17 protein-coding genes are annotated in these 14,708 nt (G+C 72.6%); 9 read left to right on the plus strand and 8 right to left on the minus strand.

Annotated elements, in window-relative coordinates:
- The first annotated feature begins 39 nt into the window (after positions 1-39).
- Both ACGFIM_RS29410 and ACGFIM_RS29415 read left to right on the plus strand, forming a co-directional pair.
- A complete protein-coding gene (locus ACGFIM_RS29410; protein WP_393206485.1) occupies positions 40-267 on the plus strand; it encodes a DUF2945 domain-containing protein in 228 nt (75 codons plus the stop codon).
- Between the two features lie 4 nt (positions 268-271).
- Positions 272-610: a DUF3140 domain-containing protein gene (locus ACGFIM_RS29415; RefSeq protein WP_364068015.1), complete on the plus strand. Its 339-nt coding sequence runs from the start codon at positions 272-274 to the stop codon at positions 608-610.
- A 9-nt stretch (positions 611-619) separates the two neighbouring features.
- On the opposite strand, the gene ACGFIM_RS29420 is transcribed toward ACGFIM_RS29415, so the two are convergent.
- Together ACGFIM_RS29420 and ACGFIM_RS29425 are read right to left on the minus strand one after the other, a co-directional pair.
- A complete protein-coding gene (locus ACGFIM_RS29420; RefSeq protein ID WP_393206488.1) occupies positions 620-1,453 on the minus strand; it encodes an alpha/beta fold hydrolase in 834 nt (277 codons plus the stop codon).
- A 205-nt stretch (positions 1,454-1,658) separates the two neighbouring features.
- The gene (locus tag ACGFIM_RS29425; protein WP_393206491.1) at positions 1,659-2,132 is read right to left on the minus strand and encodes a MarR family winged helix-turn-helix transcriptional regulator; all 474 of its coding nucleotides are present in this window, start codon (positions 2,130-2,132) and stop codon (positions 1,659-1,661) included.
- 199 nt (positions 2,133-2,331) lie between these two features.
- Here ACGFIM_RS29425 and ACGFIM_RS29430 point away from each other — a divergent pair, with 199 nt between their 5' ends.
- The 4 genes from ACGFIM_RS29430 (at position 2,332) to ACGFIM_RS29445 (ending at position 6,864) form a co-directional block, all read left to right on the plus strand.
- Positions 2,332-3,393, plus strand: a complete 1,062-nt coding sequence (locus ACGFIM_RS29430) for an LLM class flavin-dependent oxidoreductase (RefSeq protein ID WP_393206494.1) — start codon at positions 2,332-2,334, stop codon at positions 3,391-3,393.
- Positions 3,390-4,022: an NAD(P)H-dependent oxidoreductase gene (locus tag ACGFIM_RS29435; protein WP_393206497.1), complete on the plus strand. Its 633-nt coding sequence runs from the start codon at positions 3,390-3,392 to the stop codon at positions 4,020-4,022. The genes ACGFIM_RS29430 and ACGFIM_RS29435 overlap by 4 nt, the downstream gene beginning before the upstream one ends.
- A gap of 92 nt (positions 4,023-4,114) precedes the next feature.
- Positions 4,115-5,299: an MFS transporter gene (locus ACGFIM_RS29440; protein WP_393206500.1), complete on the plus strand. Its 1,185-nt coding sequence runs from the start codon at positions 4,115-4,117 to the stop codon at positions 5,297-5,299.
- A gap of 170 nt (positions 5,300-5,469) precedes the next feature.
- Entirely contained in the window at positions 5,470-6,864 is a 1,395-nt protein-coding gene (locus tag ACGFIM_RS29445) for an MFS transporter (RefSeq protein ID WP_393206503.1), read from the plus strand.
- Positions 6,865-6,900: 36 nt separating this feature from the next.
- Here ACGFIM_RS29445 and ACGFIM_RS29450 read toward each other — a convergent pair whose 3' ends face one another.
- Positions 6,901-8,181, minus strand: coding sequence for an MFS transporter (locus ACGFIM_RS29450; protein WP_393206506.1), 1,281 nt, complete (start codon positions 8,179-8,181; stop codon positions 6,901-6,903).
- A gap of 235 nt (positions 8,182-8,416) precedes the next feature.
- On the opposite strand from ACGFIM_RS29450, the gene ACGFIM_RS29455 reads away from it, so the two are divergent.
- Together ACGFIM_RS29455 and ACGFIM_RS29460 are read left to right on the plus strand one after the other, a co-directional pair.
- Positions 8,417-8,965 carry a winged helix-turn-helix transcriptional regulator gene (locus ACGFIM_RS29455; protein WP_393206509.1) on the plus strand — a complete coding sequence of 183 codons (549 nt, stop codon included), beginning with the start codon at positions 8,417-8,419 and terminating at the stop codon, positions 8,963-8,965.
- A 59-nt stretch (positions 8,966-9,024) separates the two neighbouring features.
- Positions 9,025-9,420: an ATP-binding protein gene (locus ACGFIM_RS29460; RefSeq protein ID WP_393207757.1), complete on the plus strand. Its 396-nt coding sequence runs from the start codon at positions 9,025-9,027 to the stop codon at positions 9,418-9,420.
- Positions 9,421-9,436: 16 nt separating this feature from the next.
- Here ACGFIM_RS29460 and ACGFIM_RS29465 read toward each other — a convergent pair whose 3' ends face one another.
- A complete protein-coding gene (locus tag ACGFIM_RS29465; protein WP_393206512.1) occupies positions 9,437-9,844 on the minus strand; it encodes a four-helix bundle copper-binding protein in 408 nt (135 codons plus the stop codon).
- 121 nt (positions 9,845-9,965) lie between these two features.
- On the opposite strand from ACGFIM_RS29465, the gene ACGFIM_RS29470 reads away from it, so the two are divergent.
- A complete protein-coding gene (locus ACGFIM_RS29470) occupies positions 9,966-10,289 on the plus strand; it encodes a hypothetical protein (RefSeq protein WP_393206515.1) in 324 nt (107 codons plus the stop codon).
- Between the two features lie 20 nt (positions 10,290-10,309).
- Here the strand turns inward: ACGFIM_RS29470 and ACGFIM_RS29475 are convergent, their stop codons facing one another.
- The 4 genes from ACGFIM_RS29475 to ACGFIM_RS29490 form a co-directional block, all read right to left on the minus strand.
- Positions 10,310-11,263 (minus strand): zinc-binding alcohol dehydrogenase family protein, encoded by a 954-nt coding sequence (locus ACGFIM_RS29475; RefSeq protein WP_393206518.1) that lies wholly within the window; start codon positions 11,261-11,263, stop codon positions 10,310-10,312.
- Between the two features lie 176 nt (positions 11,264-11,439).
- Positions 11,440-12,804, minus strand: a complete 1,365-nt coding sequence (locus ACGFIM_RS29480) for an ABC transporter substrate-binding protein (protein WP_393206521.1) — start codon at positions 12,802-12,804, stop codon at positions 11,440-11,442.
- Positions 12,804-13,745, minus strand: coding sequence for a carbohydrate ABC transporter permease (locus ACGFIM_RS29485; RefSeq protein WP_393206524.1), 942 nt, complete (start codon positions 13,743-13,745; stop codon positions 12,804-12,806). The genes ACGFIM_RS29480 and ACGFIM_RS29485 overlap by 1 nt, the downstream gene beginning before the upstream one ends.
- A gap of 12 nt (positions 13,746-13,757) precedes the next feature.
- Positions 13,758-14,672 (minus strand): carbohydrate ABC transporter permease, encoded by a 915-nt coding sequence (locus ACGFIM_RS29490; RefSeq protein ID WP_393206527.1) that lies wholly within the window; start codon positions 14,670-14,672, stop codon positions 13,758-13,760.
- Between the last annotated feature and the right edge of the window lie 36 nt (positions 14,673-14,708).

Raw genomic sequence — 14,708 nt, forward strand, 5'->3', positions numbered from 1 at the left:
CCGACGACGCCGCAAGGCTGCGCGGGTAGGGCGGAGATCATGACGAAGAAGCGGAAGCAGGTGCCGTCCGTGGGTGACGAGGTCACCTGGAAGAGCCACGGCTCCACCGCCCATGGCAAGGTCGAGAAGAAGCTCACCGGCAGGCAGGAGGAGGCCGGCCGCACGGTCGCCGCCTCGCCCGAGGAGCCCCAGTACGTCGTGCGCAGCGACAAGAGCGGCAAGAAGGCCGTGCACAAGCCGTCGGCGCTGCACGAGGACGAGGGGTGAGCCGATGGTCGCGGTGAGCGAGGACCGCGCGGCGATCGCGAAGGAGTTCGGCGAGGCGGTGAACATGACCGCCGGGGAGCTGGAGGAGTGGCTGGAGACCGACGAGTCCAAGGCGGTCGGCCAGAAGGACGGCGGCGGCGAGTCCACCGGCCACGAGTCGGGGCGCAGGATCGTACGGCTTCTGCGGGCCAAGAAGTCCGAGCTGACCGACGACGACTACGCCCACATGCGCAAGGTGCTCGGCTACATTCACCGGCACCTCGCGCAGCGGCCCTCAGGGGACGTCAGGAACACCAAGTGGCGCTACTCGCTGATGAACTGGGGTCACGACCCGCTCAAGTGAGCGCGGCCGTCAGCGTTCGAGGAAGTCCAGCAGGAGTGCGGCCGTGCCCGGCGGGTCCTCCAGGATCGGGGTGTGCCCGATCCCGGGCAGCAGCTCGACCCTGGCCCCGGGCACGGCGCGATACTCGGCGGCGGACGACGAGCGCCACCTGCGGTCGTCCGCGCCGAACACCACCAGCAGCGGCTTGCCGAGCCCGGCCAGCCGGTCGGGGAGCGCCCGCCGCCGCAGGTACTCGGTGGTCTCCCGCATCGTCGTGGTGAGCGAGTGGAAGGTCATCAGGCGCACCTCGTCCAGGAGCACCTGGGGGACCTCGAAGCCGGGACGGCTGAAGCCGGTGCCGCCGAACCTGCGGATCTGCTCGTCGTCCGGCGCCCAGCGGTCCGGTGAGAGCGGCAGCGGCTCCTGCGGGATGAACGCCTCCAGGCTCGGCCCGGTGTTGATGAGCACGAGCGCGTCCACCAGGCCGGGCCGCTGCTCGGCGAGCGCGGTCGCCACCACGCCGCCGCTGGAGTGCCCGGCCACGGTGGCGCGTTCGATCCCGAGCCGGTCCAGCGCCTCTCCGGCGCGGCGCGCCTGGTCCTCCGTCGCGTAGCTCCGGTCGTCCGGCTTGCCCGACCTGCCGTGTCCGAGCAGGTCGATCCGTATGACGTGGTACGTCTCCGCGAGCGGCGGGACGAGCGCGTCCCACGAGCGCAGCGAGCTTGCGGAGCCGTGGATGAGCAGGAGCGCGGGGGCGTCGCGTGGGCCGTCCTGGCGGACGTGGAGGTCTCCGTCGTCCAGGCGCAGGGTGCGGCTCTCGGTGGGGCCGCCCAGCACGCGCGGCCCGTCTTCGTGAACGGTCATGCCCGCCACTGTGCCGGGCGGCGGGTGCGGCGTATTGCAGAAATGTTCCCAGGCCGGGCTCGCGGCGCCTGCGACGAGCCGGGCCCTGGCGCGCCGGTCCCGCATGACAAGCCGGGCCCTGGCGCGCCGGTCCCGCACGACAGGCCGGGCCCTGGCGCGCCGGTCCCGCACGACAGGCCGGGCACCATGGGCGGGGCCGGCGCCGTCAGGAGGGGCGTTCGAGTGACGCCTTGGCGTCGCCGTCAGGGGTGAGCCTGGCCCAGATCTCGGCGAGGCTGCGCAGGTGGTCGCGGTCGAGCCGGTCGAAGAAGAGCCTGCGCAGGTCCGCGTGCTGGCGGCGCCACGCCTTGCGCAGCAGCGCGCGGCCCTCCTTGGTGAGGTGGACCTCGAAGCCGCGCCCGTCGTCGGCCGACCGCCGCCGTTCGATGAGCCCGCGGCGCTCCAGCCGGTCGGCGAGGCGGGTGAAGCCGCCGCTGGACATCAGCCGCCGCTGCGCCAGCTCCGACATGCGCATGCCCGTGCGGCCCGCCTCCCCCAGCAGTGCCAGCACGCTGTATTCGGCCATGCTCACGCCGAGCGGCGCGAGCCCCGCCTCGATCTCCCGCCAGATGCGGTCATGGGTGACCAGGAACCCCCGCCAGGCCGCGTCCTCGAGCTCGTCCAGCCTTTCCGTCGCCATGGCCAGCACCGTATCGGCACGCATACGGGCGCGCCAGCCGGATGCGCCTGCCCGCACAGCACAGCTCATGAAAGCCGCCTCGAACACCACCCCGCCTCGCACCAGCGAAATCCCCCGGAATATTTGCCTGCGCAAGCAGATTAAAGCATGGTGACCGGCGGCCGGGGAGTGACCGGGCGCATGTGGAGAGGAGACGACCATGCCGTTCGAGATCGGCATCATGACGTTCGGCGAGCTGACGGAGGACCCCCTGACCGGGCGCCACCCCTCCCCCAGGCAGCGCGTCCGCGACACCATCGAGCAGGCGCAGGTCGCCGACCAGGTGGGCCTGGACGTCTTCGGCGTCGGCGAGCACCACAGGTCCGACTTCGTCGGCTCGGCCCCGGCCATCCTGCTGGCCGCCGCGGCCGAGCGCACCGAGCGCATCAGGCTGACCAGCTCGGTCACCGTGCTCGGCTCGGAGGATCCGGTACGCGTGTGGGAGCAGTTCGCCACCATCGACCTGCTGTCCAAGGGACGGGCCGAGATCATCGCCGGGCGCGGCTCGTACACCGAGTCGTTCCCGCTGTTCGGCTACGACCTCAGGGACTACGCGGACCTGTTCCGCGAGAAGCTCGACCTGCTGCTCGCCATCCGCGAGCGCAACCCGCTGACCTGGCGGGGCCGCTTCCGCCCGCCGCTGGTCGACGCCGACATCGCACCGCGCGCCGACGGCGAGACGATCCCGATCTGGGTGGGCGTCGGCGGCTCACCCGCCTCGGCGATCAGCACCGGCAGGCTGGGCCTGCCGATGGCGCTGGCGCTGCTGCTCGGGCCGATGACCCTGCACCAGGAGACGGTCAGGCTGTATCGGGCCGCCGCCGCGCAGGCCGGGCACGACGCGCCGGCGCTGCGGGTCAGCATCAACGCCCACGGGTACGTCGGCCGCACCAGCCGGGACGCCCGCGACACCATGTACCCCTACTTCGCCAAGGGCATGATGGACAACAACCACCAGCGCGGCGCCGGCTACCCGCTGTCCAGGCCGGTGTTCGACGCGCAGGCCACGCCCGCCGCCGGGCTGCTGGTCGGCAGCCCGCAGGAGGTCGCCGACAAGCTGCTCGCCTACCACGAGCTGTACGGCGTGACGCGCGCCATCGTCCAGATGGGCTTCGGCGGCATGCCGCAGAAGGAGCACCTGGCGGCCATCGAGCGCCTCGGCACCGAGGTGGCGCCCATCGTGCGCGACGAGGTGGCGCGGCGGGAGAGGAGCGCGGCATGACGGGCGCGACCTTGCGGGTCGTCGTCGTGAACGGCAGCCCCGGCGAGCCGTCCAAGACGATGGGGCTCGTGGACGTCATGCTCGGCACGCTCGGGCGCATGATGCCGATCGAGGTGTCCCGCGTGGACGTCTACCGGCTGGGGCCGGGCTTCGCCGGGGCGATCGAGCGCGACGACGTGCCGCCGGAGGTGGAGGCCGCGCTGCGGCTGGCCGAGCGGGCCGATCTGCTGGTGGCCGCGGCGCCGGTGTTCAGGGGCTCGTACCCGGGCATGTTCAAGCATTTCTTCGACCTCGTGGAGCAGTACGCGCTGGCGAACAAGCCGGTGCTGCTGGCCGCGACGGGCGGGGGCGAGCACCACGCGCTGGTGCTGGAGCACGCGATGCGGCCGCTGTTCGGCTTCTTCCAGGCGCTGACCGTGCCGGTGGCGGTGTTCGCCTCGTCCGGCGACTTCGACGGCACGACCCTGCTCAATCCGCGCGTCCACGGGCGCATCGAGGTCGGGCTCGGGGACGTGGCGGACCTGCTGCGCTCCCGCGCGACCGGCCCCGCTCCGGCATCGACCGGCCCCGCGCCGACCGGCCTCGAGACGCCGCCGGCGGACCCGGCGTCCGCACCGGCGGCGAGCTGACCGTTTCGGGGCACCCTGCCCGAATTGTGGATAGAGATCACCCATAGCATGCAGGGGTACGTTCGGCCGCCCCGAGCCCGGAGACCCGCTGCATGGACCTCGCCACCCGACGGCGCCGGCAGGCACTGTTCCTGCTCTTCCTCCTCCCGGGCATCGCCCTGTCGTCGTGGGTGACCCGCACCCCCGACATCCGTGACCGGCTGGAGGCGTCCACCGGCGAGATGGGCTGGATCCTGTTCGGGCTGTCGCTCGGCTCGATGGCCGGCATCCTCTGCTCGGGGCGGCTCACCTCCCGCTTCGGCACCCGCCCGGTCATCGCCGGCGGCACCGCCGTGCTCGTCGCGAGCCTGGCCGTGCTGAGCACCGGCGCCCTGCTGTCGTCGGTGCCGCTGGTGGTGGCGGGGCTGTTCGGGTTCGGGGCGGGGGTGGGCGCCGGCGACGTGGCGGTCAACGTGGACGCCACCGACGTCGAGCGCGTCACCGGCAAGACCACGATGCCCGCGCTGCACGGCTGCTTCAGCCTGGGCACGGTGGCCGGGGCCGGGGTCGGCATCGCGGCCACCGCCGCCCGGTTTCCCGCGCACTGGCACCTCGCCGCCGTCACCGCGTTCTCTCTCGTGCTCTTCCTGTACGCCGTCCGCGCCATCCCCGCGGGCACCGGCAGGCTGGAGAAGGCCGGCCGGGCGCACGGACGGACGTCGGCGCTCTTGAGGGAACCCCGGCTCCTCATGATCGGCGCGATCGTGCTGGCGATGGCGCTGGCCGAGGGCGCGGCCAACGACTGGCTGCCGCTGCTCATGGTGGACGGGCACGGCGTGGACGCCGCCTCCGGGTCGCTGGTCTACACGGCGTTCGCGGCGGCGATGACGCTCGGCCGGTTCGGCGGCACGTACGCGCTCGCACGGTTCGGCCGCACGCTCGTCGTCCGCGCCGGCGCCGTCTCGGGCGCGATCGGCCTGCTCCTGGTGATCTTCTCCGACAGCGCGGTGCTCGCCGGGGCCGCCGTGCTCTTCTGGGGCCTGGGCGCGTCGCTCGGCTTCCCCGTCGCGCTGTCCGCGGCGGGCGAGACCGGGCCGGACGAGACCGCCCGGGTCGGCCTCGTCGCCACCATCGGGTACGTGGCCTTCCTCGTCGGCCCGCCCGGCCTCGGCTTCCTCGGCGATCACTGGGGGCTGCGGCCGGCGATGCTGGTGGTGCTCGCGTTCGTCGCCTGCGCCGCCTTCCTCGCCTCCGCCGTGGACACCCGCCGCGCCTGGCCAGGGCGGCCGGCGGGCTGAGGTCGCCGGCGACCGGGGTGATGAGCATGCCGCACCCCCGCCGCTCCGCCGGCTTCCGGAGATGGTGGCGCCCGCGGCCGGGACCCCGCCTGTGAAAGAGGCGGCCACTACAGGCTGTAGCCTGGCACGCCGTAACACAGCGGTGACGCACCCGCGGGAAGGGGACATCGATGCGGCGCCCGGCGCAGCTGATCATTTCGGCGACGGTCTTCGTCGACCTGCTCGGCTTCACCCTGATCCTGCCCGCGCTGCCGTTCTACGCCACCGAGCTGGGCGCGACCGGGCTGTGGTTCGGGGCGCTGGTGAGCGCGTACTCCGTGGCGCAGCTCGTGGCCGCGCCGCTGCTCGGCCGGCTGTCCGACCGGTACGGACGCCGCCCGCTGGTCCTGCTGGCGCTTGCCGGCACCGCCGTGTCCATGGCGCTGACCGGGCTGTCCACCTCCCTGCCCGCGCTGCTCGCCTGCCGTCTCGTCGCGGGGTTGAGCGGCGGAAGCATCTCCGTGGCGCAGGCGTACCTGGCCGACGTGGTGCCCGAGGAGCGGCGCACGGGGGCGATGGCGCAGATGGGGGCGTCCATCGGGATGGCCTTCGTGCTGGGGCCCGCGCTGGGCGGGCTGCTGGCGCCGCTGGGGTTCGCGGCGTGCGCGTACGCGGCGGCGGCCCTGGCGGCGCTCAACTTCGCCGCCGCCTTGATCGGGCTTCCCGAGCCGCCGCGCATCCGGGCCGCCGCCATCGGCACGCCTGGCCACCCGCAGGCCCCCGCCCTCACGCTGGAAGCCGACGCGCCCGGCCCTCTCGGCGGTCACGAGCCCGGAGGATCCGGCCGGCCGGTCCGGCCCGAGGCCGTCCCCGCCGGCGCCGAGGCAGGGGCGGCCGCACAGGCGGCCGAAAGCCGGGCGAAGCCGGACGCGGACGATGACCGGCCGAGGCCGGACGCGGACGAAAGCCGGGCGAGGCCGGACGGTGCGGCGCCCGCCGTGACGGCGCGGAGCGGCGGCCGGGCGCCGGTGGCGTTGCTCGCGGCCACCGGGTTCCTGGCGATGGCCGCGTTCGTGGGGATGGAGACCACGCTCGCGTTCCTCGGCCGCGACCGCTACGGCTGGGACGCGACCTCGATCGGCCTGGCGCTGGCGGCGGCGGGTGTGGCGATGGCGGCCGCGCAGGCCGGGCTCGTGCCGTGGCTGGCCCGTCGCTGGGGCGACTCCCGGGTCGCGGCGGCCGGTGCGGTGACGATGACCGTGTGCATGGTCGCGGTGGCCGTCTCCGGCGCCTGGTGGCAGGGCCTTACCGCCGTCTGCCTGCTGGCCGCCGGGCACGGCCTGCTCACCCCGACCGTCTCCAGCCTGCTGGCCGCCTGCGGCCCCGCGGAACGCCGGGGCGCCCGCCTGGGCACCGGCCAGTCCGCCGCCGCGGCGGCCAGGGTCGTCGGGCCGGCGCTCGCGGGCCTGCTGTTCGATGCGGGGACGGCGCTGCCGTACCTGGCGGGCGCGGTGGCCGCCGCGCTGGCGGCCGTGGCCGTGCTCGCCGTCCCCGCCCCGGAGCCCTCCGTACCCGAGAGCGCCTGAGCAGGCGTCACCGAGGCGGCGGGCGCCAGGTGGCCGTCACCTCCGGGCATGGCGCCCCGTCACCGACGCCGCCGGGATCGCTCCGGCGGGCCGCGACCGGGGCTTCGCGCGTACGCCAGGCAGGCGGCGGTCGATCGCCCAGACGGCCAGCGCGCAGGCGGCGAAACCGGCGCCGAGGAGGCTGGAGCCCGTCCAGCCGGACGCGGCGAAGGCGGCGGTGGTCGTGGCCGCGCCGAGCGCGGAGCCCAGCGAGTAGAAGATCATGTAGCCGCCGACGACGCCGCTGGTGCGATCGGGGCGGGCGGCGGTCAGCAGGTGCTGGTTGCTCACGTGCACGACCTGGACGGCGAAGTCGAGCAGCACGATCCCGCCGACGAGCGCCCACAGCGACCCCGGAAGCCGCGCGATGGCCGCCCACGAGCAGACGAGCAGGGCCAGCGCCAGACCGGTGGCGGGGGCGGCGCGTCCGGCGTCCGCCCACCGTCCCGCGCGGGCCGCCCCGAGCGCTCCGGCGAGTCCCGCGACGCCGAACAACCCGATCTGGCTCTCGGTCAGCCGCCACGGGGCGCCGGCCAGGGCCGGGGAGAGCCCGCTCCACAGCGTTCCGAACGAGGCGAACAGGAAGAACGCGATGAGCCCCCGCGTCACGAAGAGCCGCCGCCGGAACAGCCCGCGCAGCGAGGCGCCCGCCCGCGGAGAGCCGCCCTCCCGCTCCGGTACGGCGGAGGCCGCCCGGACCGCACCCCCGAGCGCCTTCCCCCGAGTGCGACGCCCCTCACCGGGCAGGACCGCGAGCACCAGAGCCGCGAGCCCGTACGACAGCAGCGCAAGCACGGCGTAGACGCTCCGCCATCCCCACGCATCGGCCAGCGTGCCGGTGACGACGCGGGCGCCGAGGATGCCGGCCACGACGCCCGAGGTCACGATGCCGATGCCGCGTCCGCGTTCGGCCGGTGACGAGACCGAGGCGGCGTAGGCCACCGTCGTCTGGACCACGACCGCGAACACCCCGGCCACCGCGAGCCCGGCGAACGCCGCCCATCCGGCGGGCGCCGACGCCGTCAGCGTGGTGCCCGCGCCGGTGAGCGCCAGGTGCGCGGCGATGAGCCGGCGCCTGTCGAGCACGTCGCCGAGCGGCACGAGCAGCGCCAGCCCGGCGAGGTAGCCGAGCTGGCCGGTCGCGATCAGCCACCCGGCGCGATCCGCGGGCACACCGAGCTCGCGCCCCATCGGCTCCAGGACCGGCTGGGCGGCGTAGACGCTCGCCACCGCGACGCCGCACACCACCGCGAGCAGCACTCGCCGCCACGCGTTCACCGCACCCCACCGCCCGCCGGCCGTATAGCATCACCCATCGGCGGAGCACCGCCGCCCGCCCGATGAGCACCGCCGCCCACCGGTCGAGCGCCACCGCCCGCTGATCGCGCGGCGGCCCTCCTCGATCGGCCCCTGCTTCCCATCGATCGCACCCCATCCCTCATCAGTAGCAATTCGAAACCATTCCCGACCGTAGGGCATAATGGTTTCAAACTGCAACCGATCGGAGGGTGTGATGGTGACGACCGCGGAGCGCGTCCCCGAGCTCGACTGGACCGACCCCCACTGCCCGGTCGCCCGCGCGCTCGACCTGGTCGGCGACCGGTGGAGCCTGCTCGTCATCAGGGACGCGATGGACGGCGCGAGGTCGTTCACCGAGTTCCAGCGGCGCACCGGCATCGCCCGCAACATCCTCACCGACCGCCTGCGCAAGCTGACCGCTCACGGACTGCTCGCCCGGCGGGCCGCGCCGTCGGGCCGCCGCCAGGAGTACGTGCTCACCGACGCCGGGCGCGACCTGTTCCCCGTCATCGTCACCCTGCGCCAGTGGGGCGAGCGGCACGCCTTCGAGCCGGGCGAGCCCCACTCGATCCTCGTGGACGACAACGGCGTCCCCGTGCCCGAGGTCACGCCGGTGGGCGCCGACGGCAGCGTTCTGGACACCGCCACCACCCGCGTACGGAAGGTCGGCGAGGAGCGCATCCTGTCCGGCGGCTCAGGATCGGGCCGCTCACCGGAAACCTTTCCGTCGATGTCCGGACGCGCGCCGTACGGCGGCGCTTAGGATTCTGGGCGACGGGATGAGCACACGAAGCGGCCGACGGGATGGATCAGGCGGTGACCATGGACGAGTCCTACGGCCTGCGCGTACCGATCGACGACGATCTCGCCCTCCTCCGCGGCTTGGTGGGCGCGTTCGCGTTAGAGGCCGGCTTGAGCAGGCAGCGTACGGAGGCGCTCGTCCTGGCCGTCAGCGAGGCGGCGAGCAACGTGCTCGAACACGCCCAGGCCCCGGGCACGGTGAGCGCCCGCAGCGACCCCGACGGCATCACCGTCCACGTCGAGGACGAGCGCGGCGCGCTGACCCACGAACACCTCCGGCGCATCCCGCCCTGGCCGCCGCGCCGCGGCCTCGGCCTCTTCGTCATCCAGCGTGTCTGCGACCGCGTGGCGCTCGATCACCCCGACGGCCGGTCGCGGCTCGAACTGTTCATGAGGTTCAGGCCCGACGACGCCTGACCCCCGCACGCGCTGCTCAGCCCAGCGCGGCCATCAGCTCGCGGCACGCCTGCTCGCAGTCGCGGCAGGCCTGAGCGCACGTCATGCAGTGCGGGTGGCCGGTGTGCTGCGCGCACTCCTCCCCGCACGTCTTGCACGCCAGCGCGCACGCCTCCAGCACGGCCCTGGTGAGGTTCGCGTCGTAGCCCGTGTGGCGCGACAGCACCCGTGCCGTCGCCTCGCACAGGTCGGCGCAGTCGAGGTCGCCCCGCACGCACGTGGCCAGCTCCGTGACCTCGGGCTCGCTCAGGCAGGCGTCGGCGCACGCCGTACACGCCTGGGCGCAGCTCATGCACTGCTCGATGCATCTGATGAGGCGGTCCTGGTCCACCCGGCCGAGGTCCTGTGGATACGCGGAGAGCATCTCCGCCACCTGTGACGTCATCGTCGCCTCCCGTTGCAGACCCTTCGGCTACCCGGCGGGCGGCACCCGTTAACGCGCCGGTTCCCGGGACGTTTTCCGGGTATGGCGGGCTGCCGAGCACGTATCGAAGGAGGTAGTGGTGATGCGGGTGCACCATGGGGAGCCGGTGCGGGACGAGCACGACACGGCGTACGCACGGCGGCTCGATCAGGAGGCGGCCGCCGAGACCGCCGCCGTCGTGACGGGCAGCGTCGCGGGCGGCCGTGCCGGAAGCCTGGCGGGCGGCGTGGCGAGCCGTGTGGCGGGACGGCGTGCGCCCGCGCCCGCGGTGGTGGCCGCGCTGCTCGCCGGAGCCTGCGGCGCCGTCGTGGCCGCCCGGGTCATCCGCGCGCGCAAGACGGGCGCCCCCGTCCGCGGCAGGCGCTGCCTCAGCTCTCACGACCGGGTCCGCCATCACGAACGCTGACGCGGCCCGCTCCCCCCGCGTCAGTGGCAGGCGACGACGAGCTTGGTGCCGGGGCCGCAGCGCTGGCGTTCCCAGGCGCCGGTGATGTCGGCGAGCGGAATGACCTCCAGGTCGAGCTTGAGCCCGCCGGACGCGGCGAGCCGGGTCATCCGCAGGTAGGCGTCGCGGCGCACCTCGATGGGCGCGTGGAAGATCGCGAAGCCGCGGATGTCGAGCGCGGCCGAGCGTACGAGCGGTGCGGGCAAATCTATCCGCATGGCGGCCTGCTGGCCGAGCTGGATGTGCCGGGCGCCGTGGCGGGCCGCCCCCATGGCCGCCAGCGCGGGCGGGCCCCACAGCGGGTCGATGACGACATCCGCCCCGCCGCCCGCCGCCTCCCGCATCGCGGCCGCGAGATCACGACCGGGACCATCGGTGCCGTCCTCGCCGTCGAGCTCGACGACGGCGTCGGCGTCCAGCCGGCGCAGGCGCTCGCTCGGCCGGGCCGCCGCGACGACCCGGCCCGCGCCGAGCGCGCGGGCGATCTGCACGGCCGCCGTCCCCATGGCGCCGGTCGCGCCCAGGACGAGGACGGTCTCCCCCGGCCGCAGCCTGGCCCGCCACTCCAGCGCCAGCCAGGCGGCCAGGCCGCTGTTGCCGAGCGCCGCCGCCATCTTGCTGTCGATCCCCTCGGCGACGTCGAACAGCGCCCGGGACGGCACCAGGACGCGTTCGGCCAGCGACCCGTACGGCGGCACGACCGTGTCGAAGAACACCCGCCGCCCGTCCGGGAGCCGGCCGACGCCGTCGCTGCCGGCGACCGACGGCAGGGGCGGCGGCCCGGTGTAGAAGGTGCCGGACGCCTTGGCGACGTCGAGGTGGCTGAGCCCGGCCGCCTCGACCTCGACGACGGCGGTGTCGTCGGAGGGACGCGGGTCGTCGAACTCCTCGCAGCGCGGCGGCGTCCCGTGATCGTGCAGTACGGCGGCTCTCATGCGGCATCGCCATCCTTTTCTGCTCCCGGCGGACCCTGCTCAGGCAGGGTGACGTTCGCCCTGGTCAGGGCGGTGGCAGCAGGTCCACTTCCCACGCATCCGCCGAGCCATGCAGAACGCGCGGGCGTACCCGGGGTGATGGAGCGTGCCGCGCCCGGGAGCGGCCGACACTCAGGTCAGCCGGCCACCTCGAACAGCTCGTTCAGCTGGTCGTTGAGTTCGGAGAGCGAGCCGGCCGGTTCGTCACCGATGTACACGGCGTCGAACGCGGGCTTCGACAGCGCCGCGATGTCGGCCGCGTTGGAGGTCACCGGCAGCGGGAACGTGGTGCCGTTCTCGATGTGGTCGGTGAAGGCCGACACGTCGAGCCCGCGCTCCTTCTTGTTGTACTCGATGGCCAGCTCCGTCCCGGACGGCCGGGCGGGGAAGACCACGCCGGACTGGCCGATGATGTTCTGGCACTCCTCGCCGGCGAGGAACTTGACCCACTTGGCGGCGTTCTCCGGCTGCTCGGAGAACGTCGTGATGGAGTCGGCGAGCCCGTTGAACATCGAGGCCCGCTTGCCCTGCGGCCCGATCGGGGTGGGCGCGACGCCGATGTTCAGCTTCTTGCCGTCGGCGTCGGTGAGCTTGGTGAACGACGAGATCGTCCACGAGCCGTCCAGGCCCATCGCGGCGATGCCGGCCTGGATCTGCTTGTCGGCGGTGATCGAGTTGGTGCCGCCGATGGCCTCGTAGCTCGCCATGTACCCCTTCTTCGCGAGCCCGAAGTACCACTCCAGGGTCTCGTGGAGCGCCGGGTCGTCCAGGTTGAAGCGGGTCCCCCAGGGGTTCCGGTCGGTGGGCTGCCAGCCGATGCTGCCGGTGAAGGACGACCACTGCGTCTGTCCCCAGTTGTCGCCGCCGGCGCCGTTGGACGCGAGGCCGTACCTTTTGACCTTGGTCTTGTCGAAGCCGGGCTCGTCGCCGCGCTTACCGTTGGCGTCGATGGTCAGGTGCGCGATGGTCTTCTCGAACGTGCCGCCGTCGTGCGGGTTCCAGGTCAGCTCGTCGAGCGTCTCCGGGTCGATTCCGGCCTCTTTGAGCGCGTCGGCGTTGTAGAACATCGCGATCGTGTCCCAGTCCTTCGGGGTGCCGTATCGCTTGCCGTCCTTGCCCTTCCACAGCTCGGCCAGGCCCGCCTGGTAGTCGGAGTCCTTGATGTCGCTGGTCGGGCCGAGGTCGTCGAGGGGGCGCAGCACCTGAAGGTCGACGAACTGGGGGAACTTCGTCAGGTGGTCGGTGAAGACGTCGGGTGCGGTGCCGGCGATGAAGCTGGCGGTCAGCTTGGACCAGTAGTCGTCCCAGTTGTACTGCGAGATGTTGATGCGCAGGCCGGGGTTCTGCTTTTCGAAGGCGTCGGCGCACTTCTGGTAGCCCGGCTGCTGCGCGGAGTCCCACAGCCAGTACTCGATGGTGCCGTTCGCCCCGCCGCTCCCGCCGGTGCCGCAGGCCGCGGTGGTGGTCAGCAGGAGCGCGGACAGGAGGATTCTTCTGAGCATCACTTGATCCCGCTGAAGCCGATGGAGTTGACGATACGGCGGGCGAAGATGAAGAACAGCAGCAGCATCGGCAGCGCCGCCACCAGCGTGGCCGCCATCAGTCCCGCCCAGTCGGGGCCCGCCTGGGGCTTCTGCGACTTGAACACGCCGAGCGCCACGGTGAGCACGCGCGACTTGTCGGTGTAGCTGACCATGAGCGGCCAGAAGTACTCGTTCCAGGAGGTGATGTACGTGAGGATCGACAGCGTCGAGATGGGCGCGGCCGACATCGGCAGGATGATCCTGAAGAAGACGCGCACCTTCGAGGCGCCCTCCACCATCGCCGCCTCCTCCACCTCGCGGGAGATGCCGAGGAAGAACTGGCGCAGGAAGAACACCGCGAACGGCGTCATCAGCATCGTCGGCAGCGCGATGCCGAGCACGGTGTCGATGAGGCCGAGCTCCTTGATGAGCACGAAGTTCGGCAGCAGCGTGAAGATCGCCGGGACCATCAGGCCGGCCAGGAAGACCGCGAACACCTGGTTGCGGTAGCGCCAGCGCAGCCGGGCGAAGGCGTAGGCGGCCATCGAGGAGAAGAAGACCTGCCCGGCCGTGACCATGGTCGCGACGAGCACCGAGTTGAGCAGGTAGCGCCAGAAGTCGAACGGCTGTCCAGAACCGCCGGCGTCGATGGCCTCCTGCCCGGTCTGCAGGCCGAAGACGCGCTCGAAGCCGCCCCAGGAGAACTGCACCGGCAGCAGGCTGTCGCTGCCGGCGTAGAGGGCGTTGTTGTCGGATAGCGCGGTCCTGAGCACCCAGTAGAACGGGAACAGGCTGGCGAAGATCACCAGAACCATGAACGCCCAGGCGAGGATCCTGCCGATGCCGGGCCGGGGCTTGGGCGGCGGCTCGTGACCGGCGGCGGAGGCGTCGCTCGGGGCGGGGACCATGACGGTTGCCATGTCACACTCTTCCTAGGCCAGATCGGAGCTGCCGGCCCGGGTCAGCCGGTACTGCAGGAACGTGATGAGCATCAGGACGATCAGCAGCGCCACGGACATCGCCGAGGCGTAACCGAACTGGAAGCGGCTGAACGCGGCCTCGTAGATGTAGTACTGGAGCACCTTCGAGGAGTTGACCGGGCCGCCCTTGGTCGCGATCGCGATGGTGTCGAACACCTGGAACGAGCCCACGACGCTGATGATCAGCACGACCGCCGTGATGGGCCGCAGCAGCGGCAGCGTGATGCTCTTGAACAGGCGCAGCTCGGAGGCGCCGTCCACACGGCCGGCCTCGTACACGGTCGCGGGGATCGTCTGCAGGCCCGCGAAGATCAGCAGCGCGGTGTAGCCGACGTGCCGCCAGACGTTGATGAGCGCCACGGTCGGGATGACCCAGGCCGAGTCGGCGAGGAACGCGATCCGGTCGAGCCCCAGCAGCTCGAGGACCTTGTTGCCGATGCCGAGCTGGTAGTCGAGGATCCACAGGAAGATCAGCGCCGCGACCACGTTCGAGACGAGGTACGGCGTCAGCACCAGCCCGCGCAGCCACGTCTTTCTGGTCAGCCGCTGCATCAGCACCGCGATGATCAGCGCCAGGATCGTCTGGATCCCGATGTTGACCACCACGTAGTAGACGGTCACGCCCAGCGCGTTCCAGAACACCGGGTCTTCGACCATGCGCACGTAGTTGTCCAGCCCGGTCCAGCGGGCGGGGGTGAGCAGGTTGAACTTGGTGAAGCTGAGGTAGATGCCGCGCAGCGTCGGCCAGAGCAGGAAGACCAGGAAGCCGATCAGCGCGGGGAGGATGAACAGCAGCGCCAATCGCGTGTCGTCGCGTTGCGGTTCGGGGGTGCTGCCGGTCGCCGCCGGCTTGGTGGGGGTGGCCATGGTGTCTCCTCGCCGCTCACCGGATGATCGGCGCGG

It is taken from the genome of Nonomuraea sp. NPDC049309 (assembly GCF_043196965.1).
GTDB lineage: Bacteria > Actinomycetota > Actinomycetes > Streptosporangiales > Streptosporangiaceae > Nonomuraea > Nonomuraea fastidiosa.

Coding starts and splice junctions, on each gene's coding strand:
- ACGFIM_RS29410 (WP_393206485.1), top strand. CDS start 40: ATGACGAAGAAGCGGAAGCAGGTGCCGTCCGTGGGTGACGAGGTCACC.
- ACGFIM_RS29415 (WP_364068015.1), top strand. CDS start 272: ATGGTCGCGGTGAGCGAGGACCGCGCGGCGATCGCGAAGGAGTTCGGC.
- ACGFIM_RS29420 (WP_393206488.1), bottom strand. CDS start 1,453: ATGACCGTTCACGAAGACGGGCCGCGCGTGCTGGGCGGCCCCACCGAG.
- ACGFIM_RS29425 (WP_393206491.1), bottom strand. CDS start 2,132: ATGGCGACGGAAAGGCTGGACGAGCTCGAGGACGCGGCCTGGCGGGGG.
- ACGFIM_RS29430 (WP_393206494.1), top strand. CDS start 2,332: ATGCCGTTCGAGATCGGCATCATGACGTTCGGCGAGCTGACGGAGGAC.
- ACGFIM_RS29435 (WP_393206497.1), top strand. CDS start 3,390: ATGACGGGCGCGACCTTGCGGGTCGTCGTCGTGAACGGCAGCCCCGGC.
- ACGFIM_RS29440 (WP_393206500.1), top strand. CDS start 4,115: ATGGACCTCGCCACCCGACGGCGCCGGCAGGCACTGTTCCTGCTCTTC.
- ACGFIM_RS29445 (WP_393206503.1), top strand. CDS start 5,470: ATGCGGCGCCCGGCGCAGCTGATCATTTCGGCGACGGTCTTCGTCGAC.
- ACGFIM_RS29455 (WP_393206509.1), top strand. CDS start 8,417: ATGGTGACGACCGCGGAGCGCGTCCCCGAGCTCGACTGGACCGACCCC.
- ACGFIM_RS29460 (WP_393207757.1), top strand. CDS start 9,025: ATGGACGAGTCCTACGGCCTGCGCGTACCGATCGACGACGATCTCGCC.
- ACGFIM_RS29465 (WP_393206512.1), bottom strand. CDS start 9,844: ATGACGTCACAGGTGGCGGAGATGCTCTCCGCGTATCCACAGGACCTC.
- ACGFIM_RS29470 (WP_393206515.1), top strand. CDS start 9,966: ATGCGGGTGCACCATGGGGAGCCGGTGCGGGACGAGCACGACACGGCG.
- ACGFIM_RS29475 (WP_393206518.1), bottom strand. CDS start 11,263: ATGAGAGCCGCCGTACTGCACGATCACGGGACGCCGCCGCGCTGCGAG.
- ACGFIM_RS29480 (WP_393206521.1), bottom strand. CDS start 12,804: ATGCTCAGAAGAATCCTCCTGTCCGCGCTCCTGCTGACCACCACCGCG.
- ACGFIM_RS29485 (WP_393206524.1), bottom strand. CDS start 13,745: ATGGCAACCGTCATGGTCCCCGCCCCGAGCGACGCCTCCGCCGCCGGT.
- ACGFIM_RS29490 (WP_393206527.1), bottom strand. CDS start 14,672: ATGGCCACCCCCACCAAGCCGGCGGCGACCGGCAGCACCCCCGAACCG.